This is a genomic window from Gramella sp. AN32 (assembly GCF_023718305.1).
In the GTDB taxonomy this organism is placed as follows: domain Bacteria; phylum Bacteroidota; class Bacteroidia; order Flavobacteriales; family Flavobacteriaceae; genus Christiangramia; species Christiangramia antarctica.
Genome location: NZ_QEYO01000007.1, coordinates 153376 through 173939, shown reverse-complemented (window position 1 = coordinate 173939; position 20564 = coordinate 153376). Strand labels below are relative to the sequence as shown.

The window sequence follows — 20564 nt, the reverse complement described above, 5'->3', positions numbered from 1 at the left end:
CGGAATAAATAAGCGTAGGATGTTGCGTTGGCTTTATGCCGTAGTAACCTCCAAAACAAGTATTTGGGTCTTAAAATTCAATAACTTTACATACGGAGCTTCGGGTAGTCAAGACCTAAAAGAAATTGGTGTTTTCAAACCCTTGCCGTAGTCTGGTCCCTCCCGTTGTAGGTTTTTCATTGGTGATGCCCAGCAATCCCTTATAGAAGATTACAGAACGTAAAAATGGGCGGACCCGAGGCTCTTTGTTTAACCTAAAACAGTACTGAGATGAAAAAGACAAAAAAAGAAGTGGTCGAAATGGCCATGTTGAACCCAAATGCAGCGGGCATCGACATCGGTAGCACGGAACATTGGGTGGCAGTCCCTGAAGATAGGGACGATGAAAGAGTAAGACGATTCACCGCCTTCACTTGCGACCTGCACCAAATAGCGAGATGGCTTAAAAAATGTGGTATTACAACTATCGCCATGGAATCAACGGGCATCTATTGGCTCAATCTTTTCCTTCTTTTGGAAGACTACGGTTTCGAGGTGTTTCTGGTAAACGCACGAAACGTCAAGAACGTAAGCGGCAGGAAAACGGACATGAGCGATGCCGAATGGATACAGAAGCTACATAGCTGCGGGCTTTTGTCGAACAGTTTCCAGCCGGACAACTATACTCGGGAATTGCGCACTTACACCAGGCACCGGCAGAACCTGATCCGTCAGGCGAGCCGCTACCTCCAGCACATGCAGAAATCCATGGAACAGATGAACATAAAGCTGCACAAGGTGATTAGGGATCTTGCAGGAAAAACAGGCATGTCCATCGTTAGCGCAATCCTGAACGGGGAAAGGGATACGGAAATATTAGCGGAACTCAGGGACAGGTGCATCAGGGCGAGCAAGGAGACCATAATGAAATCCCTGGAAGGGACATGGCGGGAAGAATACCTTTTTACCCTTCAACAGGCGTACGATGCCTTCCATTTCGTGCACGCACAGATACGGCAGTGCGATGAAAAAATAGAAAAGGCATTAAAGAAAAGGGAAACAATCGAAATTCTGGGCGAGGAGAAAAGCCCCATTAAGAAACGCAGAAAAACGAAAAACAAGAACACCCCAAAATTTGATGTCGACAGTTACCTAAAAACGCAATTGGGTGTGGACATTACCCAAATAGACGGTATAGATAGCCTGAGTGGTCTGAACATTCTGGGGGAAATGGGAAGCGATTTCTGTAAATGGCCGACACGGAAACAGTTCCTCTCTTGGCTTAACCTCGTGCCCAACAACAAACAATCTGGAGGGAAGCTGATAAGCAGCCATTTGATGAACAAGAAGAACACTGCGGGGCATATCTTCAGGAAATCTGGCAGCTGTCTCTGGAAAAGCAAGGGACCTTTGGGTGATTATTACCGAATCCAAAGGGCTAAAAATGGCGGTAAGGCGGCCGCGATTGCAACTGGGAACAAACTGGCATCCATAGTCTACACCATGGTAACACAACAGGTTGAATACGATGAATCCATTTTAGTAAAAATGAAAAGGCACAGCCAACAAAAGAGGCTCGACAACTTGCAGAAAAAGGTTGCCCACATACAAAAGGAACTCGAAGAAGCAGCTTGATAATCAAATATTTAAGAAGGAGTTATATAGAAGTCTTTTGATGGAAGTATTTTGCGAGTTTACCTTGCGTGTATATTGTATGATAATAAACTTCCCTTCCGAAGAAAAAAGGTTGTGATTTGGCAGAATCTATTATCCTATTTGGTAATTCATAAAGATAAATGACAAATGAAACGATTTAATATCAATAAGAATGTTGTCTTCAAAATAACAAAATGTTGTACCTATGTTGTACCAAGTCATAAAAAAAGCCGAGATTTTCATCTCAGCTTTTTTAGTACCGAAGGCGGGAATCGAACCCGCAAGCCTTGTGAGCAATGGATTTTGAATCCATCGTGTCTACCAATTCCACCACTTCGGCATACTTTTTTTCCTTTCTCAAATTTGGATTTTGAATCCAGCGCGTCTACCAATTCCGCCACTCGAGCTAGTGGAGGGCAAAAGTATAAAAAAATTTGCTTTCAAAAATGAAATTTATCCGATTTTACTATGAGTATTTTTATAATATATCAGTCATATTTTTTATTGAACCAGTTTAAAGGATGTAAAAAATAATCATATACTAAGACTGGTCTAGAGGTCTCTTTTGGGGCTAAAGCAAAATTTATAATTGTATCTTTCCAGGATAAATATCATAAAAACATGAATTCTAAAATTATCTTTTTTATTTGCAGCCTATTTTTATATATGTCATCCTTGGCACAGTCTGAAATTTATGAGCTCAGGGTATATGATATGAAATTTGGTGTTTCAGAGGCTACTTTGCATGATTATTTTAAGGATGCGCTAATTCCGGCCCTCAATCGTGAGGGACTAAATAAGGTGGGAGCTTTTGAGGAAAGTGGGGAAAGTTTGCCTAAAAAAATATATCTCCTTATCCCCTATGAAAGTATGCAGGCATATGCGGAAATTAACGATAAAATTGAACAGGACGGGAAATTTTTATCCGATTCTGAAGCATTTAGTAATCTCCCTGTAGATAAGATTCCTTTTGAAAGGTATGAAAGCAGGCTCATAAGATCTACCTGGGGATTTCCTAATCTTGTGAAACCTGATGATGCCTTGAATCAATTTGAATTAAGGATTTATGAAAGTTCTAATGAAGATGCATTAAGAAGGAAATTAAAAATGTTCAATGAAAATGAATTTGAAATTTTCGAGAATGTTGGTTTACACACCGTATTTTTCGGAAAGAATATCTCGGGAGGGCAAATGCCTTCTTTAACCTATATGCTCGCGTTTAAGGACAAAGCGGAACATGAAAAAGCCTGGGCCGGTTTCGGCAAGAACCCTGAGTGGAAACGTATTTCAAAACTTGATGAATATACTAATACGGTTTCAGATATTACCAGGGTTTTTTTAAAAACCCTGCCGTATTCACAGTTATAATTTAGAATTTCCGGAAATGCATTGAAGATTAAATCTTCCCGGTAAATATTTTGAGTTCACAGAATATTCCTTGCAGCAAAAGAAATATTTCTAAATTTGTAAACTACAAACACAACAAATATCCCAACCATGCCTGAGACCATAGAAGCCAAACTCTTTAGCTGTAATCAGAGTCGTGAACTCGCAGAAAAAATCGCCGAACATTACGGAAGTAAACTCGGAAATGTGATTACCTCAACCTATAGCGACGGCGAATTCCAGCCTTCCTTCGAAGAGTCGGTTCGTGGAGCAAGGGTTTTTATTATTGGATCTACAAATCCGGGAGCAGATCACCTTATGGAATTGCTTTTAATGCTGGATGCCGCCAAAAGGGCTTCAGCAAGACATATCACCGCAGTAATGCCATATTTTGGTTGGGCAAGACAGGACAGGAAAGACAAACCGCGGGTGCCCATTGCGGCAAAAATGATTGCCAGTATCCTGGAAACCGCTGGTGCTACAAGAATTATTACGATGGATTTGCATGCCGATCAAATTCAGGGATTTTTTGAAAAACCTGTAGATCATCTGTATGCCAGCACAGTTTTTCTTCCCTATTTAAATAAATTAAATCTGGATAACCTTACCATTGCTTCTCCAGATATGGGTGGTTCTAAAAGAGCTTATGCCTATTCTAAAGCTTTGGAGAGTGATGTGGTGATTTGTTATAAGCAACGGGCCAAGGCAAATGTTATTTCCCATATGGAATTAATAGGGGATGTAAACGGTAAAAATGTGGTATTGGTTGATGATATGGTAGATACCGCCGGAACTTTAACCAAGGCGGCAGATATTATGATGGAACGCGGGGCACTTAGTGTTCGTGCAATTTGTACCCACCCGGTCCTTTCAGGGAATGCTTATGAAAGGATCGAAAAATCCAAACTTCAGGAATTAATTGTAACCGATTCTATTCCGCTGAAACAAAAATGCGAAAAGATAAAGGTGGTAAGCTGTGCTGAATTGTTTGCTGATGTCATGAGAAGCGTTCAGGAAAATAAATCCATCAGTTCTAAATTTGTGATGTAATTTTGAAGCTTGAAGCTTGAAGCTAGAAGATTGCAGGGAAATGGTAGATGATATAGTTACAACGCATATTTGCATGTAAACTGAAACTAAATATTTAATTTTATTGTCCATAAAGTGTCATAAAGGGATAAGAGACGTCATTCTGAACTTGTTTCAGAATCTTATAGTTCTGTAATCATTACAGTAATAGAGACCCTGAAATCGAAAATTCGACGGAGTCAAATAAATTCAGGGTGACGAAATAAATATTTATGACAATAAACGGATATACATAAAATTTTATTATCACATATTCCAACCTCCAACCTCCAACATCCAACATCCAACATCCAACATCCGCTTTCCACATTGGTACATTGGTACATTAATTTTTTTTATTACTTTTGCAGCCTAAATTTTTAAACAGTTGAAGGCGGTTCAGAGCGAACTTGACAACAGCTGTCATAACAAATAAAAAACAAATGAAATCAATTACGATCAAAGGATCTAAGAGAGAAAGCGTGGGCAAGAAGGCAACCAAAGACCTACGTAATGCTGGACAGGTTCCTTGCGTACTGTACGGGACAGATGGTGAACCGCTACACTTTGCAGCAGAGGAATTAGCATTTAAAGATTTAGTGTATACTCCAGATGTACACACGGTAAAAATCAAGCTGAAAAGTGGAAAAGGTTTCGACGCGATTCTTCAGGATATTCAATTTCATCCTGTAAGCGATGCCATTCTTCACGTAGATTTCTATCAGATATTTGAAGATAAACCCATCACTATGGAAATCCCTATTCACACTGAAGGTGTTGCACGTGGGGTAAAAAATGGGGGTGTTTTACGTTACAACTTACGTCGTCTTAAGGTAAGAGGTTTACCTGGAGATCTTCCAGATTATATCATCGCAGATGTTACTAAACTCAAAATTGGTCAAAAGCTTTATGTAACTGAGGTTGAAAGCGACGATTATAAAATTCAGCATCCAGATAACACGGTAATCTGTCAGGTAAGAACTTCACGTAACCTTGTGGAACTTGAAGAGGAAGATGAAGATGAAGTTGCAGCAGATGAAGTACCGGCTACTGAAGTTGATGACCAGGCAGCAGTAAAAGGCGGGGAAGATACTAAAAAACAAGAATAGTTCTTTAACTAGTAAAAATTCCCCGATGGCCCTGTCCTCGGGGAATTTTCTTTTTACCTCTCTTTTAGAGAGGTCGAAACTGTTGAAAGGCAGTTTCGGGTGAGGCAGCATCCTTATTTCTGAAAACTTCAGGATTTGGATGCTTTTTTATTTTAGATAATTTGAAGCCTTCCCGATTTTTTCTGCGGAATTGTTCTATAAATTTTATATTTACGAAAACAATTTGCATGCTCTCTTTCTTCGGAAGATTAATAGGTAAAAAGGAGGCCGGGAACAAAATAGATCCCATGAAAAAATTTTTGATCGCCGGTTTGGGTAATATCGGGGAGAAATACGAAAATACACGGCATAATATCGGTTTTAAGATCCTGGATTATTTAGCTGAAAAACAGGGAATCAGCTTTGAAACCCAAAAATTGGGTGATGTGGCTACTTTCAAATTCAAAGGAAGGACCTTTGTGTTGCTGAAGCCTAGCACCTATATGAACCTTAGCGGAAAGGCAGTAAATTACTGGTTGCAAAAGGAGAAAATTCAGCCTGAAAATTTGCTGGTGGTGACCGATGATCTTAATTTGTCATTTGGAACGCTTCGGCTTAAAACCAAAGGCAGTGATGGAGGGCATAACGGTTTAAAAGATATTCAAACACAATTGAATACCACAAATTATAACCGTTTTCGATTTGGAATAAGTGACGATTTTTCTAAAGGCAGGCAAATAGATTATGTGTTGGGAGAATGGGGGAATGATGAACTGGATACGATGACGGAACGTTTAGAGACATCTGCTGAAGTAATACTTTCTTTTGGAACCGCCGGAATCAATAACACAATGAATACATTTAACGGAAAATAGCAGGATTTGAAAGTGTACCAGGGCGCGAATGCCTTTAATATTGAACAACCAACTGTAGTAACCATTGGAACTTTTGACGGTGTTCATGCAGGTCATCGCAAGATCATTGAAAGGCTAAATAATTCAGCCAGGGCAAATAACCTGGAATCTGTAGTGCTTACCTTTTTCCCCCATCCCAGAATGGTATTACAAAAGGAAAGTGGGATTCAGCTTATTAATACCATTCAGGAACGCAAACAATTATTGGAAAAGACAGGAATAGATCATTTGGTCATTCATCCTTTTACGCATCAATTTTCAAGGTTGACCGCTTTGGAATTTGTTCGGGATATTTTAGTGCATAAACTAAACGCCAGAAAGATCATAATTGGTTACGATCATCGCTTCGGAAGAAATCGTTCTGCAGATATCAATGATCTGAAAAAATTTGGCGAGGAATTTAATTTTGAAGTAGAAGAGATCTGTCAGCAGGAAGTTGAAAAAGTGGCGGTGAGTTCTACAAAAATTAGAAAAGCTTTGGAAGAAGGGAAAGTTGAAAAAGCCAATAATTATCTCGAACAGGCTTTTACGCTTTCCGGAAAAATTGTACGTGGGAAAGGAATGGGGAAAGACCTTGGCTTTCCTACCGCTAATTTGTTCCTGGAAGAAGATTACAAGCTGGTCCCAAGGAACGGGGTATATGTAGTACGGGCAAAAATTGGTGAGGAAATGGTGTATGGAATGATGAATATTGGTACCAACCCAACCGTGGGTGGAACTGAGAAAACAATAGAAACCTATTTTTTTGGAATAGACCAGGATCTTTACAGTTCTTATCTCTCCATTGAAATGCTCACGCGTATTCGCGATGAAAAAAAATTCAGTTCTATTGAAGAATTAAAAACCGCCATGAAACAGGATCAGGCTTTTAGCAGGCAGTTTATTCAGGATAATTATGCTTAACAGGTTGCTTTTCAAACAGGTGGATAATGCTGCACTGGTGGTATTTCGCGCCCTGTTCGGATTTTTAATTTCTGTAGAAGCTTTCGGGGCAATTTTCACCGGTTGGATTAAGAGGACACTCATCGAGCCTCAATTCACTTTTAATTTTATAGGTTTTGAATTTTTGCAGCCATTACCGGGCAACGGAATGCTCTGGTATTATGGTGTCATGGGAATATTCGGGATTTTTGTTATGCTCGGTTTTAAATATAGAATGAGCATTATTTGCTACGGGATTATGTGGTCTGGCGTGTACCTCATGCAAAAATCCTCCTACAACAACCATTATTATTTGCTCATGCTGCTCTGTATGATCATGAGTTTTTTGCCTGCAAATCGTTGGTTTTCTATCGATGCAAAATTAAACCCTGAAATTAGTAAGATTTCCATGCCGCGCTGGGTCTGGATCGTGATCGTTCTACAGCTGTTTATTGTGTACACCTATGCTTCCGTAGCCAAATTTTATCCGGACTGGCTGGATGGTAGTTTCCCTGCAATTTTAATGAAAGGAAAAGCAGATTACTGGCTGGTTGGGGAATTTCTTCAGCAATCCTGGATCCGCTATGCCATTGCCTATTTTGGATTGTTATTTGACCTTTTGATCATTCCGCTTTTACTGTGGAAACCCACCAGGTTGCCCATTTTCATTGCGGCAATATTCTTCCATCTTTTCAATAGTTTTATTTTTCATATTGGCATATTTCCCTATATGTCCCTGGCATTTTGCATCTTCTTTTTCCCTACTGAAAAGATCAATAAATGGTTTCTTCGGAATAAAAAAGAGCATTATGACGGGGATGAAATAATTGTTCCGTCGTACCGAAATTTTCTTGTTACCGCCATGAGCATCTGGTTTATCATCCAGATTGGTTTGCCTTTGCGGCACTGGTTCTTTAAGGACGACGTGCTCTGGACGGAAGAAGGGCATCGCTTAAGCTGGAGAATGATGCTGCGGGGCAAAAGCGGAAGTGTAAAATTTAAAGTGGTAGAAAAAGGAACTTCAGATACTATTTTTATTGATAATAAAGCCTATTTAGGCAGAAAGCAACTTCGCGCCATTGGCTCCAAACCAGACATGATCTGGCAGTTTGCGCAGCGTCTGGAAAAGAAATATGAAAAAGAAGGAAAAGAGGTTGAGGTTTATGTGAACTCGAAAGTTAGCGTAAACGGAAGACCTTACCAACCCTTTATTGATCCCAAAGTAAATCTCGCTGCAGAAAAATGGCCACATTTTCGTCACAAGAATTGGATATTACCTTCAAAGCAAGACTAATTTTCTTCCCTGCTTTTGTTACATTTGCGGCTTAATTTTAATTTAAGTAAAACCGCAAGCATGTTACAGGTTTCTAATATTGCCGAAAATAAAGCTGCCTATATCCAGGCGCTTAAAAAGAGAAATTTTGATGCTGAAGCTATTTTTGATGAAGTCCTAAATTTGGATGAATCAAGAAGGGCTACGCAAACTCAATTAGATGAAACCCTGGCAACTTCCAACAAACTTTCCAAAGAGATTGGAACGATGTTTAAAAATGGGGAGCAGCAAAAAGCAAATTTGCTGAAAGAGAGAACCAGTAATTTAAAGGAAGAATCAAAAAAACTTTCTGATGAGCTTGGGGAAATTTTAGAAAAACTTCAGCAATTACTCTATACCATTCCCAACATTCCACATAAATCGGTCCCGGCGGGAAAAAGTGAAGAAGATAATGAAGAGGTTTATAAAGAAGGAGATATTCCGGTTCTAGCGGAAGGTTCTTTACCGCATTGGGAACTGGCGAAAAAGTATGATATTATAGATTTTGAGTTAGGAAATAAAGTTACGGGAGCGGGATTTCCAATTTATAAAGGAAAAGGCGCCAGGCTTCAACGTGCTTTGATCACCTGGTTCTTAGATAAAGCGGTTGAAGCAGGATATACTGAATATCAATTGCCCCTAATGGTGAATGAATCTTCAGGTTTTGGAACAGGACAGTTGCCAGATAAGGAAGGCCAGATGTACCATGTGACCGGGGATGACCTTTATTTGATCCCTACTGCGGAAGTGCCCATGACCAATATGTTCCGTGAGAATTTAATGAACGAAAGTGATTTTCCGGTAATGTGTACCGGCTACACGCCTTGTTTTAGAAGAGAAGCCGGATCTTATGGAGCTCACGTACGCGGACTCAATCGTTTACATCAGTTTGATAAAGTGGAAATTGTGAGACTGGAAACTCCGGAGAACTCCTATGCGGCTTTTGATAGCATGGTAGATCATATCAAGGCGTTACTTAAGGATTTAAAATTACCTTATCGCATCCTCAGGCTTTGTGGAGGGGATCTTGGTTTTACTGCCGCCCTCACTTATGATTTTGAAGTTTTCTCAACCGCTCAGGATCGCTGGCTGGAAATTAGTTCAGTTTCGAATGTTGAAACTTTTCAGGCAAATCGTTTAAAACTGAGGTTTAAGAATAAAGAGAATAAAAAAGAACTTGCCCACACGCTTAACGGAAGCGCTTTAGCCTTACCACGAGTGCTTGCGGGAATTCTAGAAAATTATCAAACCGAAGATGGAATTGTAATTCCGGAAGTGCTTAGGCCTTATTGCGGGTTTGATATAATTAATTAATTTTCAGACCTCCCAGGTTTTTAAAACCTGGGAGGTCTATTTATGTAAATGATTATATTTACATGATGCGTTTTATTTTTTTCATAAGCTTCTTAATTTTAGCTGGATTGCAACTTTTTGGACAAAGTGAGCAACTGGCCAGGAATTTCTATGATCAGGGGGAATATGAAAAGGCCTTAAATATCTACGAAAAACTTCACGAAAAGAATCCCGCGAATCCTATTATTTTCAATGCGATGGTTTCCACACACCAGCAACTAGAAAATTTTGATATAGCCGAAAAATTATTAATGGAAAGGCTGAATTCTTCAGCAAATAATCCCACTATCCTCATAGAATTAGGCCATAATTTCGAAGTTCAGGAAAAAAAGCAGCGAGCTGTTCAATTCTACGAGGAAGCCTTAAAGTCCCTTGAAGGCAGGCCAAATTATGCCTATGGAATTGCCCGAAGTTTTGAGCAATACAATCTGTTGGATTATGCCGCCAAAGCCTATGAACGCGCTATGGAAATGAGCCCGGATAAAAACTATAACCTTCAGCTTGCCAAAATTTACGGGGAACAGGGACAGGTTGAAAAAATGTTCGGAAATTATCTGAACCTCATCGAAGATGACATGAAATTCTATGGCATCGCTAATCGCGAATTTAGCCGTTATATTTCTGATGATCCCGGGAATGAAGCAAATATCATTTTTAGAAAATTATTATTGAAGCGGCTTCAGGAAAATCCTTCTGTGTTATATAATCAAATGCTAAGCTGGCTTTTTGTGCAGCAAAATGATTTTGACAAAGCTTTTGCCCAGGAACGGGCGGTGTATAAACGCGGCGAAAGCGATCTTCAGGGTTTATTGAACCTGGCTGTCATGGCAAAAAACGCGAAGGCTTATGAAGATGCTGAAGAAATTATCGCTTATACCATTGAAGAGTCACCTTCCAGGACTTTTAATTTACAGGCACGGCATTTTTTATTGAACCTTGAACTGGAAACGGTTGAGAAACAACATTTGAAAAAAGTGAAAGAGGGTTTTAAAACGCTTTTAGCAGAATATGGTTACGGTCCTGAAACGATCGATGTTCAGATCGATTATGCTAATTTATTGGCCTTCCGCCTCAAAAAAGAACAGGAAGCCGTGGTAATCTTAAAAAATACCGCTGAAACCACTTCTTCAAATTTTGAACTGGCCAAAGTAAAAATGGCCCTTGCCGATATTTTGGTGATCGAAGAAAAATTCAATGAAGCTTTGATCTATTATTCCCAAATTCAGAACCTGGTCAAGAACGATGAGATTTCACAGGATGCGAGATTTAAAGTGGCCAAGACCAGTTATTATAAGGGAGATTTTAAATGGGCTAAAACCCAACTGGATATTCTTAAAAAATCAACTTCACAACTTATCGCCAATGATGCGATGGAATTAAGTTTATTGATCCAGGATAATTCCCTGGAAGATACCACCCAGGCTGCTTTAAAGGCATATGCGAGGGCAGATTTACTGGCATTTCAGGAAAAAAACGGTGAAGCAATTTTAGCTTTGGAAGATGTGATCGCTAGCTATTCGGGGCAAAAAATCGAAGATGAGGCGCTGTATTCCCAGGCAAAATTGTTCGAAAAAGAAAAGAATTTTAAAGAAGCTGAATCTAATTATCTCCAGATCATAGCTGCTTTTGGCCAGGAAATCCTGGCCGATAATGCCAATTATTTTCTGGCAGAATTGTATGCGAATCAGCTCAACGAGCCTGAAAAAGCAAAAAACTATTACGAGCAAATTATCTTTAACTTTGCCGACAGTATCTATTTTACCGATGCACGCAAAAAGTTTCGATCGCTGCGCGGGGATACTTTAGAATAATCTCAAAAGAAAATAATGATAATTTATAACGTTACAATTAACGTTCAGGAAGGTATTCATGATGAATGGCTGCAATGGATGAAAAACGAGCATATTCCTGAAATGTTGAAAACAGGAAAATTTATTAAAGCATTAATGACACGGGTCATGGAGCAGGAAACTATGGGCGGGATCACTTATTCTGTTCAATATACTGCGGAAAATAAGGAAAAACTAAAAAGCTATTATGCTGAAAATGCTCCGAAACTAAGAGAGAAAACAAAGCGTTTTGGGGACAAAATACTTTCTTTTCGAACGGAATTAGAAGTAATCACTGAATTATAATCTTCAGAATATTTCAACATGAAAAATTATAAACCAAATACCTCCGGGGATGTGAGGGCCAAGAAGCATCTGGGCCAGCATTTTCTGAAAGATGAAAATATCGCCTCGAAAATTGCGGATACCCTAAGTTATTCGGGATATTATAAAGTCTTGGAAATTGGTCCCGGGATGGGCGTTTTAACTAAATATTTGCTGGAAAAAGATGCTGAAATCCACGTGATCGAGATCGACCGGGAAAGTGTTGAATTTCTGGAAAGTAATTATCTTCACCTTCGTGATAGAATCCATGAAAAAGATTTTTTAAAAGTTGATCTTCAATCTCTCTTTGGTGCTGAAGAGTTCGCCATCATTGGAAATTTTCCTTATAATATTTCAACTCAAATTGTGTTCAAGGTGCTTCAACACCGAGATCAAATTCCTGAATTTTCGGGGATGTTCCAGAAAGAAGTGGCTAAGCGCATTTGTGAAAAAGAAGGAAGTAAGGCGTATGGAATTCTAAGTGTGCTTACCCAGGCGTTTTACACCGCCGAATATCTTTTTACCGTGCCCCCTTCGGTTTTTAGTCCGCCGCCGAAAGTAGATAGCGGGGTTTTAAGACTTCAGCGCAAGGAAAATTTTCATTTAGCTTGTGATGAGAAGCTTTTTTACCGGGTTGTGAAAACTTCTTTTAATCAGCGCAGAAAAACACTTCGGAATAGCTTAAAAAGTTTAAATCTTCCAGGTAATTTAAGGGAAGATATTATCTTTGACAAGCGCCCGGAACAATTGGGATTTCAGCAGTTTATAGACCTCACGAAAATGATAGAACCATATGCAGTTTCAAGTAAGTGATGAATTAATAGATAAAATCCAATTCCTTATCGAAGAGAAAAACGATGAGGAACTTTTGTTGCATCTGGAAGATGTGCATCACGCTGATATTGCTGAAATTCTCACGGAACTTAGTCTGGAAGAAGCAACTTATATCGTTAAACTTCTGGATAGCGAAAAAACTGCCGAAGCTCTTATGGAGCTGGAAGAGAATGTGCGGGAGCGTATTCTTGATAACCTTTCGCCCAAAGAGATTGCTTCGGAGCTTAATGAAATGGATACCGATGATGCCGCCGATATCATTTCAGAACTTTCCCTGGAACTCCAGCAAAATGTAATCGCGGAAATTGAAGACCAAAAACATGCCGATCATATCGTGGAACTTTTGCGCTATGATGAAAACTCTGCCGGTGGTTTAATGGCGAAAGAGCTGGTAAAGGTGAATGAGAACTGGAGTGTTACGGGCTGTATGGCCGAAATGCGCAAACAGGCGGAAAATGTGACCCGTGTTCATTCTATTTATGTCGTGGATGAAAAGAATAAATTAAAAGGCCGTTTATCTTTAAAGGATCTTTTAACAGCGTCTAGCAACGAGAATATTAGTGATATTTATATTCCCCAGGTTGATTATGTAAATGTGCATACTGATGGTGAAGAAGTGGCCAGGGTGATGCAAAAATATGATCTGGAAGCGATTCCTGTGGTAGATGAAATGAATCGTCTCGTGGGAAGGATTACCGTTGATGATATTCTGGACTTTGTTCGGGAAGAAGCTGAAAAGGATTACCAGATGGCTGCAGGTATCTCGGAAGATGTTGAGGCAGATGATGGCATTTTTAAACAGACCCGTGCCAGATTACCGTGGTTGCTTATCGGGATGTTTGGAGGTCTTGGAGCTGCGAGTATTATTTCCGGCTTTCAAACGATCCTCACAAGTTTCCCGAATATTTTAATTTTTGTGCCGCTTATTCAGGCAACCGCAGGAAACGTTGGGGTACAATCAAGCGCAATCGTGGTACAGGGATTGGCTAATGATAGTTTGCGTGGCAATATCATAAACCGCTTATTAAAGGAATTTGGACTTGCTTTGGTGAATGGAATTTCTATTGCTATAATTGTTTTTATAATCAGCAATTATATTTTTGGAACCACGACTTTGGAATCCATAAGTATCGGGATCGCTTTGATCTCGGTGATTGTCCTCGCCGCTTTGATTGGCACCTTTATTCCCATCATTCTAAGTAAAAATAATATAGATCCTGCTGTGGCCACGGGTCCGTTCATAACGACCAGTAATGATGTCTTCGGAATTCTGACTTATTTCCTTATCGCAAAAGCAATTTTAGGCTTCTAAAATAAAAGATATGACGGTGCTACATGCCGATGCTAATCATCCTTTACTCATTAAACTCCTGGAAAAAGCCGGGTATTCCAATATTGAAGGCTATACAATGTCTCCCGAACAGATCTTAGATAAGCAGGAGTTGTATGATGGAATTATTCTTCGGAGTAGATTTGAGATCGACAGCAGTTTTTTAGAGAAAGCTCCAAATTTGAAATTTATTGGCCGTGTTGGTGCAGGCCTGGAAAGCATCGATATTGAGTATGCTGAAAAAAAAGGTGTCAAATTATTCTCCGCTCCGGAAGGAAACCGAAATGCGGTGGGGGAGCATTCTCTGGGAATGCTTTTATCCCTTTTTAATAAATTGAACAAGGCAAATGCGGAGGTAAAATCGGGCCAGTGGAACCGGGAAGATAACCGCGGCCATGAACTGGGTGGAAAAACCGTGGGGCTTATTGGCTACGGAAATATGGGAAAATCTTTCGCGAAAAAACTAAAGGGTTTCGATGTGGAAGTAATTTTCCATGATATCAAAACCGGGATTGCAGATGAAAATGCCACCCAGGTGGAACTCAGCGAAATTTTTGAAAAAGCTGATGTTTTAAGTCTGCATACGCCCTGGACACCGGAAACCAACAAAATGGTAAATGCCGTATTTATTTCAAAATTCAAAAAACCATTCTGGTTGATCAATACAGCACGTGGTAAAAGTGTGGTCACCAATGATCTTGTGGAAGCCTTGAAATTTGGTAAAATTTTAGGTGCTGGCCTGGATGTTCTGGAGTATGAAAAATCTTCTTTTGAGAACCTTTTCAGTAAAAATGACCAAAAAAATCAAATGCCCCAGGCACTTCAGGATTTGATCAACATGGAGAATGTGTTGCTCACCCCTCATGTGGCCGGCTGGACGTTTGAATCGCAGCTCAAACTTGCTGAAACCATTGCCCATAAGATTATCGCGGAATTTGGAACTTTCTAAAATTTAATATAATGAAAAACAGGGTTACAGGAATTGGCGGAATCTTTTTCAAATCTAAAGATCCCGATAAAGCCAAAGCATGGTATAAAAATCACCTGGGTTTAAATACAGATCAATACGGCTGTACCTTCTGGTGGAAAGACAAGGACGGGAAAGATGCTTCAACCCAATGGAGCCCCATGGATGCAAAAACAGATTATTTTAAACCTTCTGAAAAGCAATTTATGCAAAATTTCAGAGTGGAAAATCTGGAAGAGTTATTAAAAGTCCTTAAGGAAGAAGGTGTGCAGATTGTTGGTGAAATGGAAACCTATGATTATGGCAAGTTTGGCTGGATCTTAGATCCGGAAGGCAACAAGATCGAGTTGTGGGAACCCATAGATGCTGCCTTCCAGTAAATCTTAAAGATCTGATATTTCTATGAGGGCACTTTTAATAGACTTTTCGCCTTCCAGGGCTTCAAAAGACATATTTTTAACCAAAGGATCGGCCAGGCTCATCACGAGTAGAAAGGCAACATCATCCCGTGAAATTTCACCTTTTTCATTCAGTTTTTCTGCAACTTTTACCTTGGCAAGGCCCATATCATCTGTAAGTGCGCCGGGTTGTACTATGGTAAAATCGAGCCCGCTATTTCTTAAATAATCATCAGCTTCTTTTTTTGCTTTTAAATAGTGTTCCAGATCTTTGTTTTGCGAAGGATCATCAGTGCCCATTGAGCTGAGCATCACAAATTTTTTGACCCGCGCATTTTTTGCAGCATCAATTAATTTTTTAGCTCCTTCCTGATCGACCGCTGTGGTTTTTTCCTTTCCGGTTTTGCCGCCGGAACCTGCAGCAAAGATCACTTTATCGATCCCTTTCATGGTGTGGCTCACATCGCCTTCGAGGTCGCCCAGCACCGCCTCAACCTCCATATCTTCAAACATTTGTCGCTGCTCTTCATCTCTTATCAAGGCCAGCGGACTAAATGCCTGTGAATTATTCAGAATTTCGATGACGCGTTTTCCGGTTGCTCCGGTCGCTCCCGCTATTAATATATTTTCCATAATTATTTTCAGTTTTTCCCAAGATAAGAAGGAATTAAAAACCTTCACACGCAAGTACGTGGAATAACAGTATCTTAACAAATATTCAGCTTAATAAAATTCAGAAAACATAAAGAGATGTAGCGCCAGTAGAAATAAATAACTGATAATCAACAGGAGATTGGGTTTTTTATATAACAGGAAAATGGAGACCGGGCCAAGTATAAAACACAAGAAAAGCATAGGAACCATGGTAAGCTCTGTGAAAAATTGCAAAACCTGTGACTGAACTTTTAAATGGGAAATTGTAAGGAAGAAAACAAAGTAAAGTACTGTAGCAAGATTAAGAAACGGAACGATCTTTAAAAATTTGTCCATCATGCTCAGTTAAATTCTTCTACTTAAAATCCTCCAGATATATTTTAAACCGAAAATTTTCAAATGCTGAATTAGTCTGAAAAAACTAATTTTCGGTTACCAGCTGCACAGTATTTTGGGTGAGTTGTTTTAAAAGTACTCTTTTATCCTTTTCAAGCTCGTTTATAGCTGCCTCATCAAAATGCCTGATCGTATACAGGGAAACCCCGGTTTTGAAATCCACTTTAAACCTGGCTTTTAAATGCTGCAGCAGTTTTTCCAGATGGTTGAATTTATTATCCACACAAACCCTAAAACTAATCGCGGAATTTTGAATGAGATCTACCTTCATTTGATATTTATGGAATAATTTGAAGATTTCAGAAATATTCTCTTCTACCATAAATGAAAAATCCCGCGAAGAAAGGGAAATTAAGACCTGTTCTTTTTTAACGATAAAGCAGGGTATATTCGGTACGATTTTCTGGCCTTTGCTAACTGCCGTTCCCTCTTTATCCAGTTCTATAAAAGATCGTACAAAAAGCGGAATTTCCTTTCTCTGCAAGGGTTGCAGGGTTTTTGGGTGAATTACCGAAGCGCCATAAAATGCCAGTTCAATGGCTTCCTCGTAGGAGATTTGCTGTAATAACTCAGTTTTGGTAAAATACCGAGGATCGGCATTTAAAACCCCCTGCACATCTTTCCAGATCGTAAGACTTTCAGCATTTAAACAATAGGCGATAATTGCCGCGGAATAATCTGAACCTTCCCTACCCAAAGTAGTGGTAAAATTATTGGGATCAGATCCTATAAAACCCTGGGTGATATTGAGTTTATTGGTTTCTACTTCAGTCTGAATAATTGCCTGGGTCTTTTCCCAATTTACGTGCGCGTCCCTGTAGGTACTATTGGTTTTTATTAGTTTTCTGGCATCCAGCCAGGTATTTTTTAATTCCTGATCCTGCAAATATTCGCTTACAATGGTCGTGGAAACCAACTCTCCAAAGCTCACAATTTGATCGTAGACAAAATCGTATTTCAGGGACTTATTGTGCTTTAAAAAATTTTCTAATTCTTCAAATAATTGATAAATTTTGAGAAAAACTGGATGTTGTTTATATTCGAAAAGTTCATCTAAAATTAATTCATGGTAGTTCTTTACAATTTGCAGGCTATTGGCGAAACTGGCTTGATTCAAATAATCCCGAACCACAATTTCCAGGGCATTCGTGGTTTTCCCCATTGCTGAAATTACCACAAGTTTATCGCTGTCTCCCGTCGTTTTTAAAACCTTTAGCACATTACGAACTCCCTCAGCATCTTTTACTGATGCTCCCCCAAATTTGAAGACTTTAAGCACCTTTTTTTACATTTTTAGCAATTCCGCCTTCTTCCATATGCACGGTTTTCCAGCTTTCTTTAATTTGTGCTCCCGTATTTTCGTAGAATTCTATGGCATTTTTATTGCCTTCAGAAACAACCCATTCAATCCTTTTAACATCATTTTCATGTCCATATTTTACGACACTTTGGTAAAGGGCACCTCCTAAACCGGTTCCCCGCATTTCCTTTCTTACAATAAGGTCTTCCAGATGGACGGTTCTTCCTTTCCAGGTTGAAAATCTAAAATACACCAGCGCCATTCCCTGAATTTTCCCCTCCACATCGGCTACGAAGCATTTAAAGTTTTTGTGGTCAAAACCTTCTTTTTCAAGATCGTCCACGCTTACTTCAACATCACTTAAATGATTCTCATGTTCTGCCAGTTCTCTTATAAGCTCAAGAACTGCAGGCATATCTTCTCTTTTTGCTTCCCTAATTGTATAATTCATTGGTTGGTCATTTTAACAAAAATATGAATTGCGAACTAAAACATTATTAAAATAGCTTTAATCTATATAATTCCCCGACGGCTTAGCCTCGGGGTTTCCCTTTCACCGCTCCCAAGGGAGAGTTCAGAACTGCTTTTTCGCAGTTCTGGGTGAGGGGAAATACAAAATTTCGGTTTTTGGTCCAGAGGCCAAAATGAAACCGGTGAAATACCCTACGGCTTGCCTTGGGAATAGTCGGTTTCAAGAAATTTTTATACCAGGTTTTTCTTTTCAAGATATTGCTGCATGGCCTGAGCATCCATTTGTACTGTATCCCAACTTGCGAGGACATTTGCTCCGCTTCTGCGGTAGAAATCGGCGGCTGTTTTGTTCCAGTCCAAAACCACCCATTCGGTTCGCTTCACTTTTTCTTCCGCAGCAAATTTTATAACCGCGGTATATAAAGCCGAGCCTAAACCTACGCCCCTAAATTTCTCACGTACGATAAGATCTTCAAGATGTACGGTCTTCCCTTTCCATGTAGAATATCTAAAATAGAAGAGCGCCATGCCCTGAATTTTCTCCTCAATTTCACCAACAAGACAGTTAAATGCCGGATTCTCCCCAAAACCATCCCGAATAAGGTCATTTTCGTCTATTATCACGGCCTGAGGTTCTTTTTCAAAAGTTGCCAGTTCTTTTATAAGTTCTAAGACTGCGGGCATATCTGCTTTTGTAGCTTTTCTGATTATATATTCCATATACTGATTTTTTACCAAATTTAAGGAATGCTGAGATTCTTTACGAAATCGTTGTAGTAAGTTGAAATTTTGATACTTTTGCTTATCAAAACAAACTAAAGCATGTCTAAACCAAATCAGACTCTGGGAGAATTTATCATTGAAAATCAGTCAGATTTTGCTTATTCTTCAGGGGAGCTTTCCAGGTTGATCAATTCTATTCGGCTTGCCGCGAAAGTTGTAAACCATGAAGTAAATAAAGCCGGCCTGGTGGATATTGTGGGGGCCTATGGGGAAACAAATATTCAGGGGGAAGATCAGCAAAAATTGGATGTTTACGCCAATAACAAATTCATTCAAACGCTTACCAATCGTGAAATTGTTTGTGGGATTGCTTCCGAAGAGAATGACGATTTTATAAGAATTGAAGGTCATAAAGGGGATCATCAGAACAAATATGTGGTACTTATAGATCCATTGGACGGCAGTTCCAATATTGATGTAAATGTTTCCGTTGGAACTATTTTCTCTATTTACCGACGGGTAACGCCTATTGGTACCCCGGTAGAGCTGGAAGATTTTCTTCAACCGGGAAATAACCAGGTGGCGGCAGGTTATATTATTTATGGAACTTCCACCATGCTTGTTTATACTACCGGTCATGGAACAAACGGATTTACCCTGAATCCCGCATTAGGTTCCTGGTATTTATCGCATCCAGATATGAAATTTCCTGAAAGCGGAACTATTTATTCTATTAACGAGGGGAATTATGTACACTTTCCGCAGGGTGTGAAAGACTATATTAAATATTGTCAGGAGGAGAAAGATGACCGGCCTTATACCTCAAGATATATTGGTTCGATGGTTTCAGACATCCATAGAAATATGATTAAAGGGGGCATTTTTATGTACCCAAAAAGTTCCAAAGCCAATAATGGAAAACTTCGTTTACTATACGAGTGCAATCCTATGGCTTTTATTGTGGAACAGGCCGGCGGGAAGGCCAGTGATGGATTTCAGCGGATTCTGAATATAAAACCTACAGAGCTTCATCAGCGGATTCCCTTTTTCTGCGGAAGCAAAAAAATGGTAGAAAAAGCTGAAGAATTTATGCGAGTTTCAGAAGAAACAAAAAAAGATCAGGCTCAGGAGTTATCCTTTTCCAATAAATAACGGTAATCTTCAAAATTCAACTGACCCTGAAAAATCTGGATAGATCTTTTAATAATACCTTCAGAAGCCTGGCTTGAAAAACCAAGGCCAATAGAATAGCGCTTGATCAATTCCGCTTCTTCATCGTCGATATTATGATCGGCAAAGATGATCCTGAACAGGTCGTGAAGTCTTTCCAGTCTTTTTTCCACACTGTTGTAACCGGTAATAGGAAAGGCTTTGGGGTTCTCCAAAATCTTGGCATATTCGCTCTCGCTTATATCCAATTTTCTGGCAAATCGTTGTAGCAACAGTTCCTCGTGTTCGTTTATATCCCCATCTATAGATGCGAGATTCACGATAGAAGCGAAGTGGCTTAAATTTCTTAAATGCTCACCCGAGCCGAATAAATCTGAAAAAGACATTTATTTAAATTTTAAAGTACAAATATAAATAATCACTCAACTTTTTGGGGCTATAAATACATTAAAATAAAACTCAATCAATCTATAATCTTTTCTTAATCACTT

Annotated in this window: 21 protein-coding genes and 1 tRNA gene; 15 read left to right on the top strand and 7 right to left on the bottom strand. The window is 39.4% G+C overall.

Going from position 1 to position 20564, the window contains the following annotated elements:
* Nucleotides 1-270: 270 nt before the first annotated feature.
* Entirely contained in the window at nt 271-1614 is a 1344-nt protein-coding gene (locus DHD80_RS10215) for an IS110 family transposase (protein WP_251741067.1), read from the top strand.
* A 278-nt stretch (nt 1615-1892) separates the two neighbouring features.
* On the opposite strand, the gene DHD80_RS10210 is transcribed toward DHD80_RS10215, so the two are convergent.
* Nucleotides 1893-1975 (bottom strand) — tRNA-Leu (locus DHD80_RS10210).
* A gap of 281 nt (nt 1976-2256) precedes the next feature.
* On the opposite strand from DHD80_RS10210, the gene DHD80_RS10205 reads away from it, so the two are divergent.
* The 3 genes from DHD80_RS10205 (at nt 2257) to DHD80_RS10195 (ending at nt 5198) form a co-directional block, all read left to right on the top strand.
* Nucleotides 2257-3003: an NIPSNAP family protein gene (locus DHD80_RS10205; protein ID WP_251741066.1), complete on the top strand. Its 747-nt coding sequence runs from the start codon at nt 2257-2259 to the stop codon at nt 3001-3003.
* 129 nt (nt 3004-3132) lie between these two features.
* Nucleotides 3133-4071: a ribose-phosphate pyrophosphokinase gene (locus DHD80_RS10200; RefSeq protein ID WP_251741065.1), complete on the top strand. Its 939-nt coding sequence runs from the start codon at nt 3133-3135 to the stop codon at nt 4069-4071.
* A 461-nt stretch (nt 4072-4532) separates the two neighbouring features.
* A complete protein-coding gene (locus tag DHD80_RS10195; protein ID WP_251741064.1) occupies nt 4533-5198 on the top strand; it encodes a 50S ribosomal protein L25/general stress protein Ctc in 666 nt (221 codons plus the stop codon).
* 64 nt (nt 5199-5262) lie between these two features.
* Here the strand turns inward: DHD80_RS10195 and DHD80_RS10190 are convergent, their stop codons facing one another.
* Nucleotides 5263-5487: a hypothetical protein gene (locus tag DHD80_RS10190; RefSeq protein ID WP_251741113.1), complete on the bottom strand. Its 225-nt coding sequence runs from the start codon at nt 5485-5487 to the stop codon at nt 5263-5265.
* On the opposite strand from DHD80_RS10190, the gene pth reads away from it, so the two are divergent.
* The 10 genes from pth (at nt 5426) to DHD80_RS10140 (ending at nt 15341) form a co-directional block, all read left to right on the top strand.
* Nucleotides 5426-6052, top strand: a complete 627-nt coding sequence (pth, locus tag DHD80_RS10185; RefSeq protein ID WP_251741063.1) for an aminoacyl-tRNA hydrolase — start codon at nt 5426-5428, stop codon at nt 6050-6052. The two genes, DHD80_RS10190 and pth, sit on opposite strands and share 62 nt — an antisense overlap.
* Before the next feature lie 6 nt (nt 6053-6058).
* A complete protein-coding gene (locus DHD80_RS10180; protein ID WP_251741062.1) occupies nt 6059-6994 on the top strand; it encodes a bifunctional riboflavin kinase/FAD synthetase in 936 nt (311 codons plus the stop codon).
* Nucleotides 6987-8306, top strand: coding sequence for an HTTM domain-containing protein (locus DHD80_RS10175; protein WP_251741061.1), 1320 nt, complete (start codon nt 6987-6989; stop codon nt 8304-8306). Before DHD80_RS10180 ends, DHD80_RS10175 begins: the two co-directional genes overlap by 8 nt.
* Nucleotides 8307-8366: 60 nt before the next feature.
* Nucleotides 8367-9638 carry a serine--tRNA ligase gene (serS, locus tag DHD80_RS10170; protein WP_251741060.1) on the top strand — a complete coding sequence of 424 codons (1272 nt, stop codon included), beginning with the start codon at nt 8367-8369 and terminating at the stop codon, nt 9636-9638.
* 107 nt (nt 9639-9745) lie between these two features.
* Nucleotides 9746-11488, top strand: coding sequence for a tetratricopeptide repeat protein (locus tag DHD80_RS10165; RefSeq protein WP_251741059.1), 1743 nt, complete (start codon nt 9746-9748; stop codon nt 11486-11488).
* A gap of 15 nt (nt 11489-11503) precedes the next feature.
* A complete protein-coding gene (locus DHD80_RS10160; RefSeq protein ID WP_251741058.1) occupies nt 11504-11812 on the top strand; it encodes a DUF4286 family protein in 309 nt (102 codons plus the stop codon).
* Nucleotides 11813-11830: 18 nt separating this feature from the next.
* Nucleotides 11831-12643 (top strand): 16S rRNA (adenine(1518)-N(6)/adenine(1519)-N(6))-dimethyltransferase RsmA, encoded by an 813-nt coding sequence (gene rsmA / locus DHD80_RS10155; protein WP_251741057.1) that lies wholly within the window; start codon nt 11831-11833, stop codon nt 12641-12643.
* The gene (mgtE, locus tag DHD80_RS10150; protein ID WP_251741056.1) at nt 12624-13976 is read left to right on the top strand and encodes a magnesium transporter; all 1353 of its coding nucleotides are present in this window, start codon (nt 12624-12626) and stop codon (nt 13974-13976) included. The genes rsmA and mgtE overlap by 20 nt, the downstream gene beginning before the upstream one ends.
* A gap of 10 nt (nt 13977-13986) precedes the next feature.
* Entirely contained in the window at nt 13987-14943 is a 957-nt protein-coding gene (locus DHD80_RS10145; protein ID WP_251741055.1) for a 2-hydroxyacid dehydrogenase, read from the top strand.
* Nucleotides 14944-14954: 11 nt separating this feature from the next.
* Nucleotides 14955-15341: a VOC family protein gene (locus DHD80_RS10140; protein WP_251741054.1), complete on the top strand. Its 387-nt coding sequence runs from the start codon at nt 14955-14957 to the stop codon at nt 15339-15341.
* A 3-nt stretch (nt 15342-15344) separates the two neighbouring features.
* Here DHD80_RS10140 and DHD80_RS10135 read toward each other — a convergent pair whose 3' ends face one another.
* From DHD80_RS10135 to DHD80_RS10120, 4 genes are all read right to left on the bottom strand, one after another.
* A complete protein-coding gene (locus DHD80_RS10135; RefSeq protein ID WP_251741053.1) occupies nt 15345-15992 on the bottom strand; it encodes an SDR family oxidoreductase in 648 nt (215 codons plus the stop codon).
* A gap of 442 nt (nt 15993-16434) precedes the next feature.
* A complete protein-coding gene (locus DHD80_RS10130; RefSeq protein ID WP_251741052.1) occupies nt 16435-17688 on the bottom strand; it encodes an aspartate kinase in 1254 nt (417 codons plus the stop codon).
* Nucleotides 17681-18160 (bottom strand): GNAT family N-acetyltransferase, encoded by a 480-nt coding sequence (locus DHD80_RS10125; protein WP_251741051.1) that lies wholly within the window; start codon nt 18158-18160, stop codon nt 17681-17683. Before DHD80_RS10125 ends, DHD80_RS10130 begins: the two co-directional genes overlap by 8 nt.
* 251 nt (nt 18161-18411) lie before the next feature.
* Complete coding sequence (locus DHD80_RS10120; protein WP_251741050.1) at nt 18412-18900, bottom strand: GNAT family N-acetyltransferase; 489 nt, start codon at nt 18898-18900, stop codon at nt 18412-18414.
* Between the two features lie 102 nt (nt 18901-19002).
* Between DHD80_RS10120 and fbp the strand changes: the two genes are divergently transcribed.
* A complete protein-coding gene (fbp, locus tag DHD80_RS10115) occupies nt 19003-20055 on the top strand; it encodes a class 1 fructose-bisphosphatase (protein ID WP_251741049.1) in 1053 nt (350 codons plus the stop codon).
* Here the strand turns inward: fbp and DHD80_RS10110 are convergent.
* The gene (locus DHD80_RS10110) at nt 20028-20459 is read right to left on the bottom strand and encodes a TerB family tellurite resistance protein (RefSeq protein ID WP_251741048.1); all 432 of its coding nucleotides are present in this window, start codon (nt 20457-20459) and stop codon (nt 20028-20030) included. The genes fbp and DHD80_RS10110 overlap by 28 nt on opposite strands.
* Between the last annotated feature and the right edge of the window lie 105 nt (nt 20460-20564).

What these genes read in the sequence shown, in the direction of transcription:
- DHD80_RS10125 (WP_251741051.1), bottom strand. Translation starts at nt 18,160, where the DNA reads ATGAATTATACAATTAGGGAAGCAAAAAGAGAAGATATGCCTGCAGTT.
- DHD80_RS10200 (WP_251741065.1), top strand. Translation starts at nt 3,133, where the DNA reads ATGCCTGAGACCATAGAAGCCAAACTCTTTAGCTGTAATCAGAGTCGT.
- DHD80_RS10160 (WP_251741058.1), top strand. Translation starts at nt 11,504, where the DNA reads ATGATAATTTATAACGTTACAATTAACGTTCAGGAAGGTATTCATGAT.
- DHD80_RS10140 (WP_251741054.1), top strand. Translation starts at nt 14,955, where the DNA reads ATGAAAAACAGGGTTACAGGAATTGGCGGAATCTTTTTCAAATCTAAA.
- DHD80_RS10175 (WP_251741061.1), top strand. Translation starts at nt 6,987, where the DNA reads ATGCTTAACAGGTTGCTTTTCAAACAGGTGGATAATGCTGCACTGGTG.
- fbp (WP_251741049.1), top strand. Translation starts at nt 19,003, where the DNA reads ATGTCTAAACCAAATCAGACTCTGGGAGAATTTATCATTGAAAATCAG.
- DHD80_RS10110 (WP_251741048.1), bottom strand. Translation starts at nt 20,459, where the DNA reads ATGTCTTTTTCAGATTTATTCGGCTCGGGTGAGCATTTAAGAAATTTA.
- DHD80_RS10215 (WP_251741067.1), top strand. Translation starts at nt 271, where the DNA reads ATGAAAAAGACAAAAAAAGAAGTGGTCGAAATGGCCATGTTGAACCCA.
- rsmA (WP_251741057.1), top strand. Translation starts at nt 11,831, where the DNA reads ATGAAAAATTATAAACCAAATACCTCCGGGGATGTGAGGGCCAAGAAG.
- pth (WP_251741063.1), top strand. Translation starts at nt 5,426, where the DNA reads ATGCTCTCTTTCTTCGGAAGATTAATAGGTAAAAAGGAGGCCGGGAAC.
- serS (WP_251741060.1), top strand. Translation starts at nt 8,367, where the DNA reads ATGTTACAGGTTTCTAATATTGCCGAAAATAAAGCTGCCTATATCCAG.
- DHD80_RS10195 (WP_251741064.1), top strand. Translation starts at nt 4,533, where the DNA reads ATGAAATCAATTACGATCAAAGGATCTAAGAGAGAAAGCGTGGGCAAG.
- mgtE (WP_251741056.1), top strand. Translation starts at nt 12,624, where the DNA reads ATGCAGTTTCAAGTAAGTGATGAATTAATAGATAAAATCCAATTCCTT.
- DHD80_RS10205 (WP_251741066.1), top strand. Translation starts at nt 2,257, where the DNA reads ATGAATTCTAAAATTATCTTTTTTATTTGCAGCCTATTTTTATATATG.
- DHD80_RS10190 (WP_251741113.1), bottom strand. Translation starts at nt 5,487, where the DNA reads ATGGGATCTATTTTGTTCCCGGCCTCCTTTTTACCTATTAATCTTCCG.
- DHD80_RS10135 (WP_251741053.1), bottom strand. Translation starts at nt 15,992, where the DNA reads ATGGAAAATATATTAATAGCGGGAGCGACCGGAGCAACCGGAAAACGC.
- DHD80_RS10145 (WP_251741055.1), top strand. Translation starts at nt 13,987, where the DNA reads ATGACGGTGCTACATGCCGATGCTAATCATCCTTTACTCATTAAACTC.
- DHD80_RS10120 (WP_251741050.1), bottom strand. Translation starts at nt 18,900, where the DNA reads ATGGAATATATAATCAGAAAAGCTACAAAAGCAGATATGCCCGCAGTC.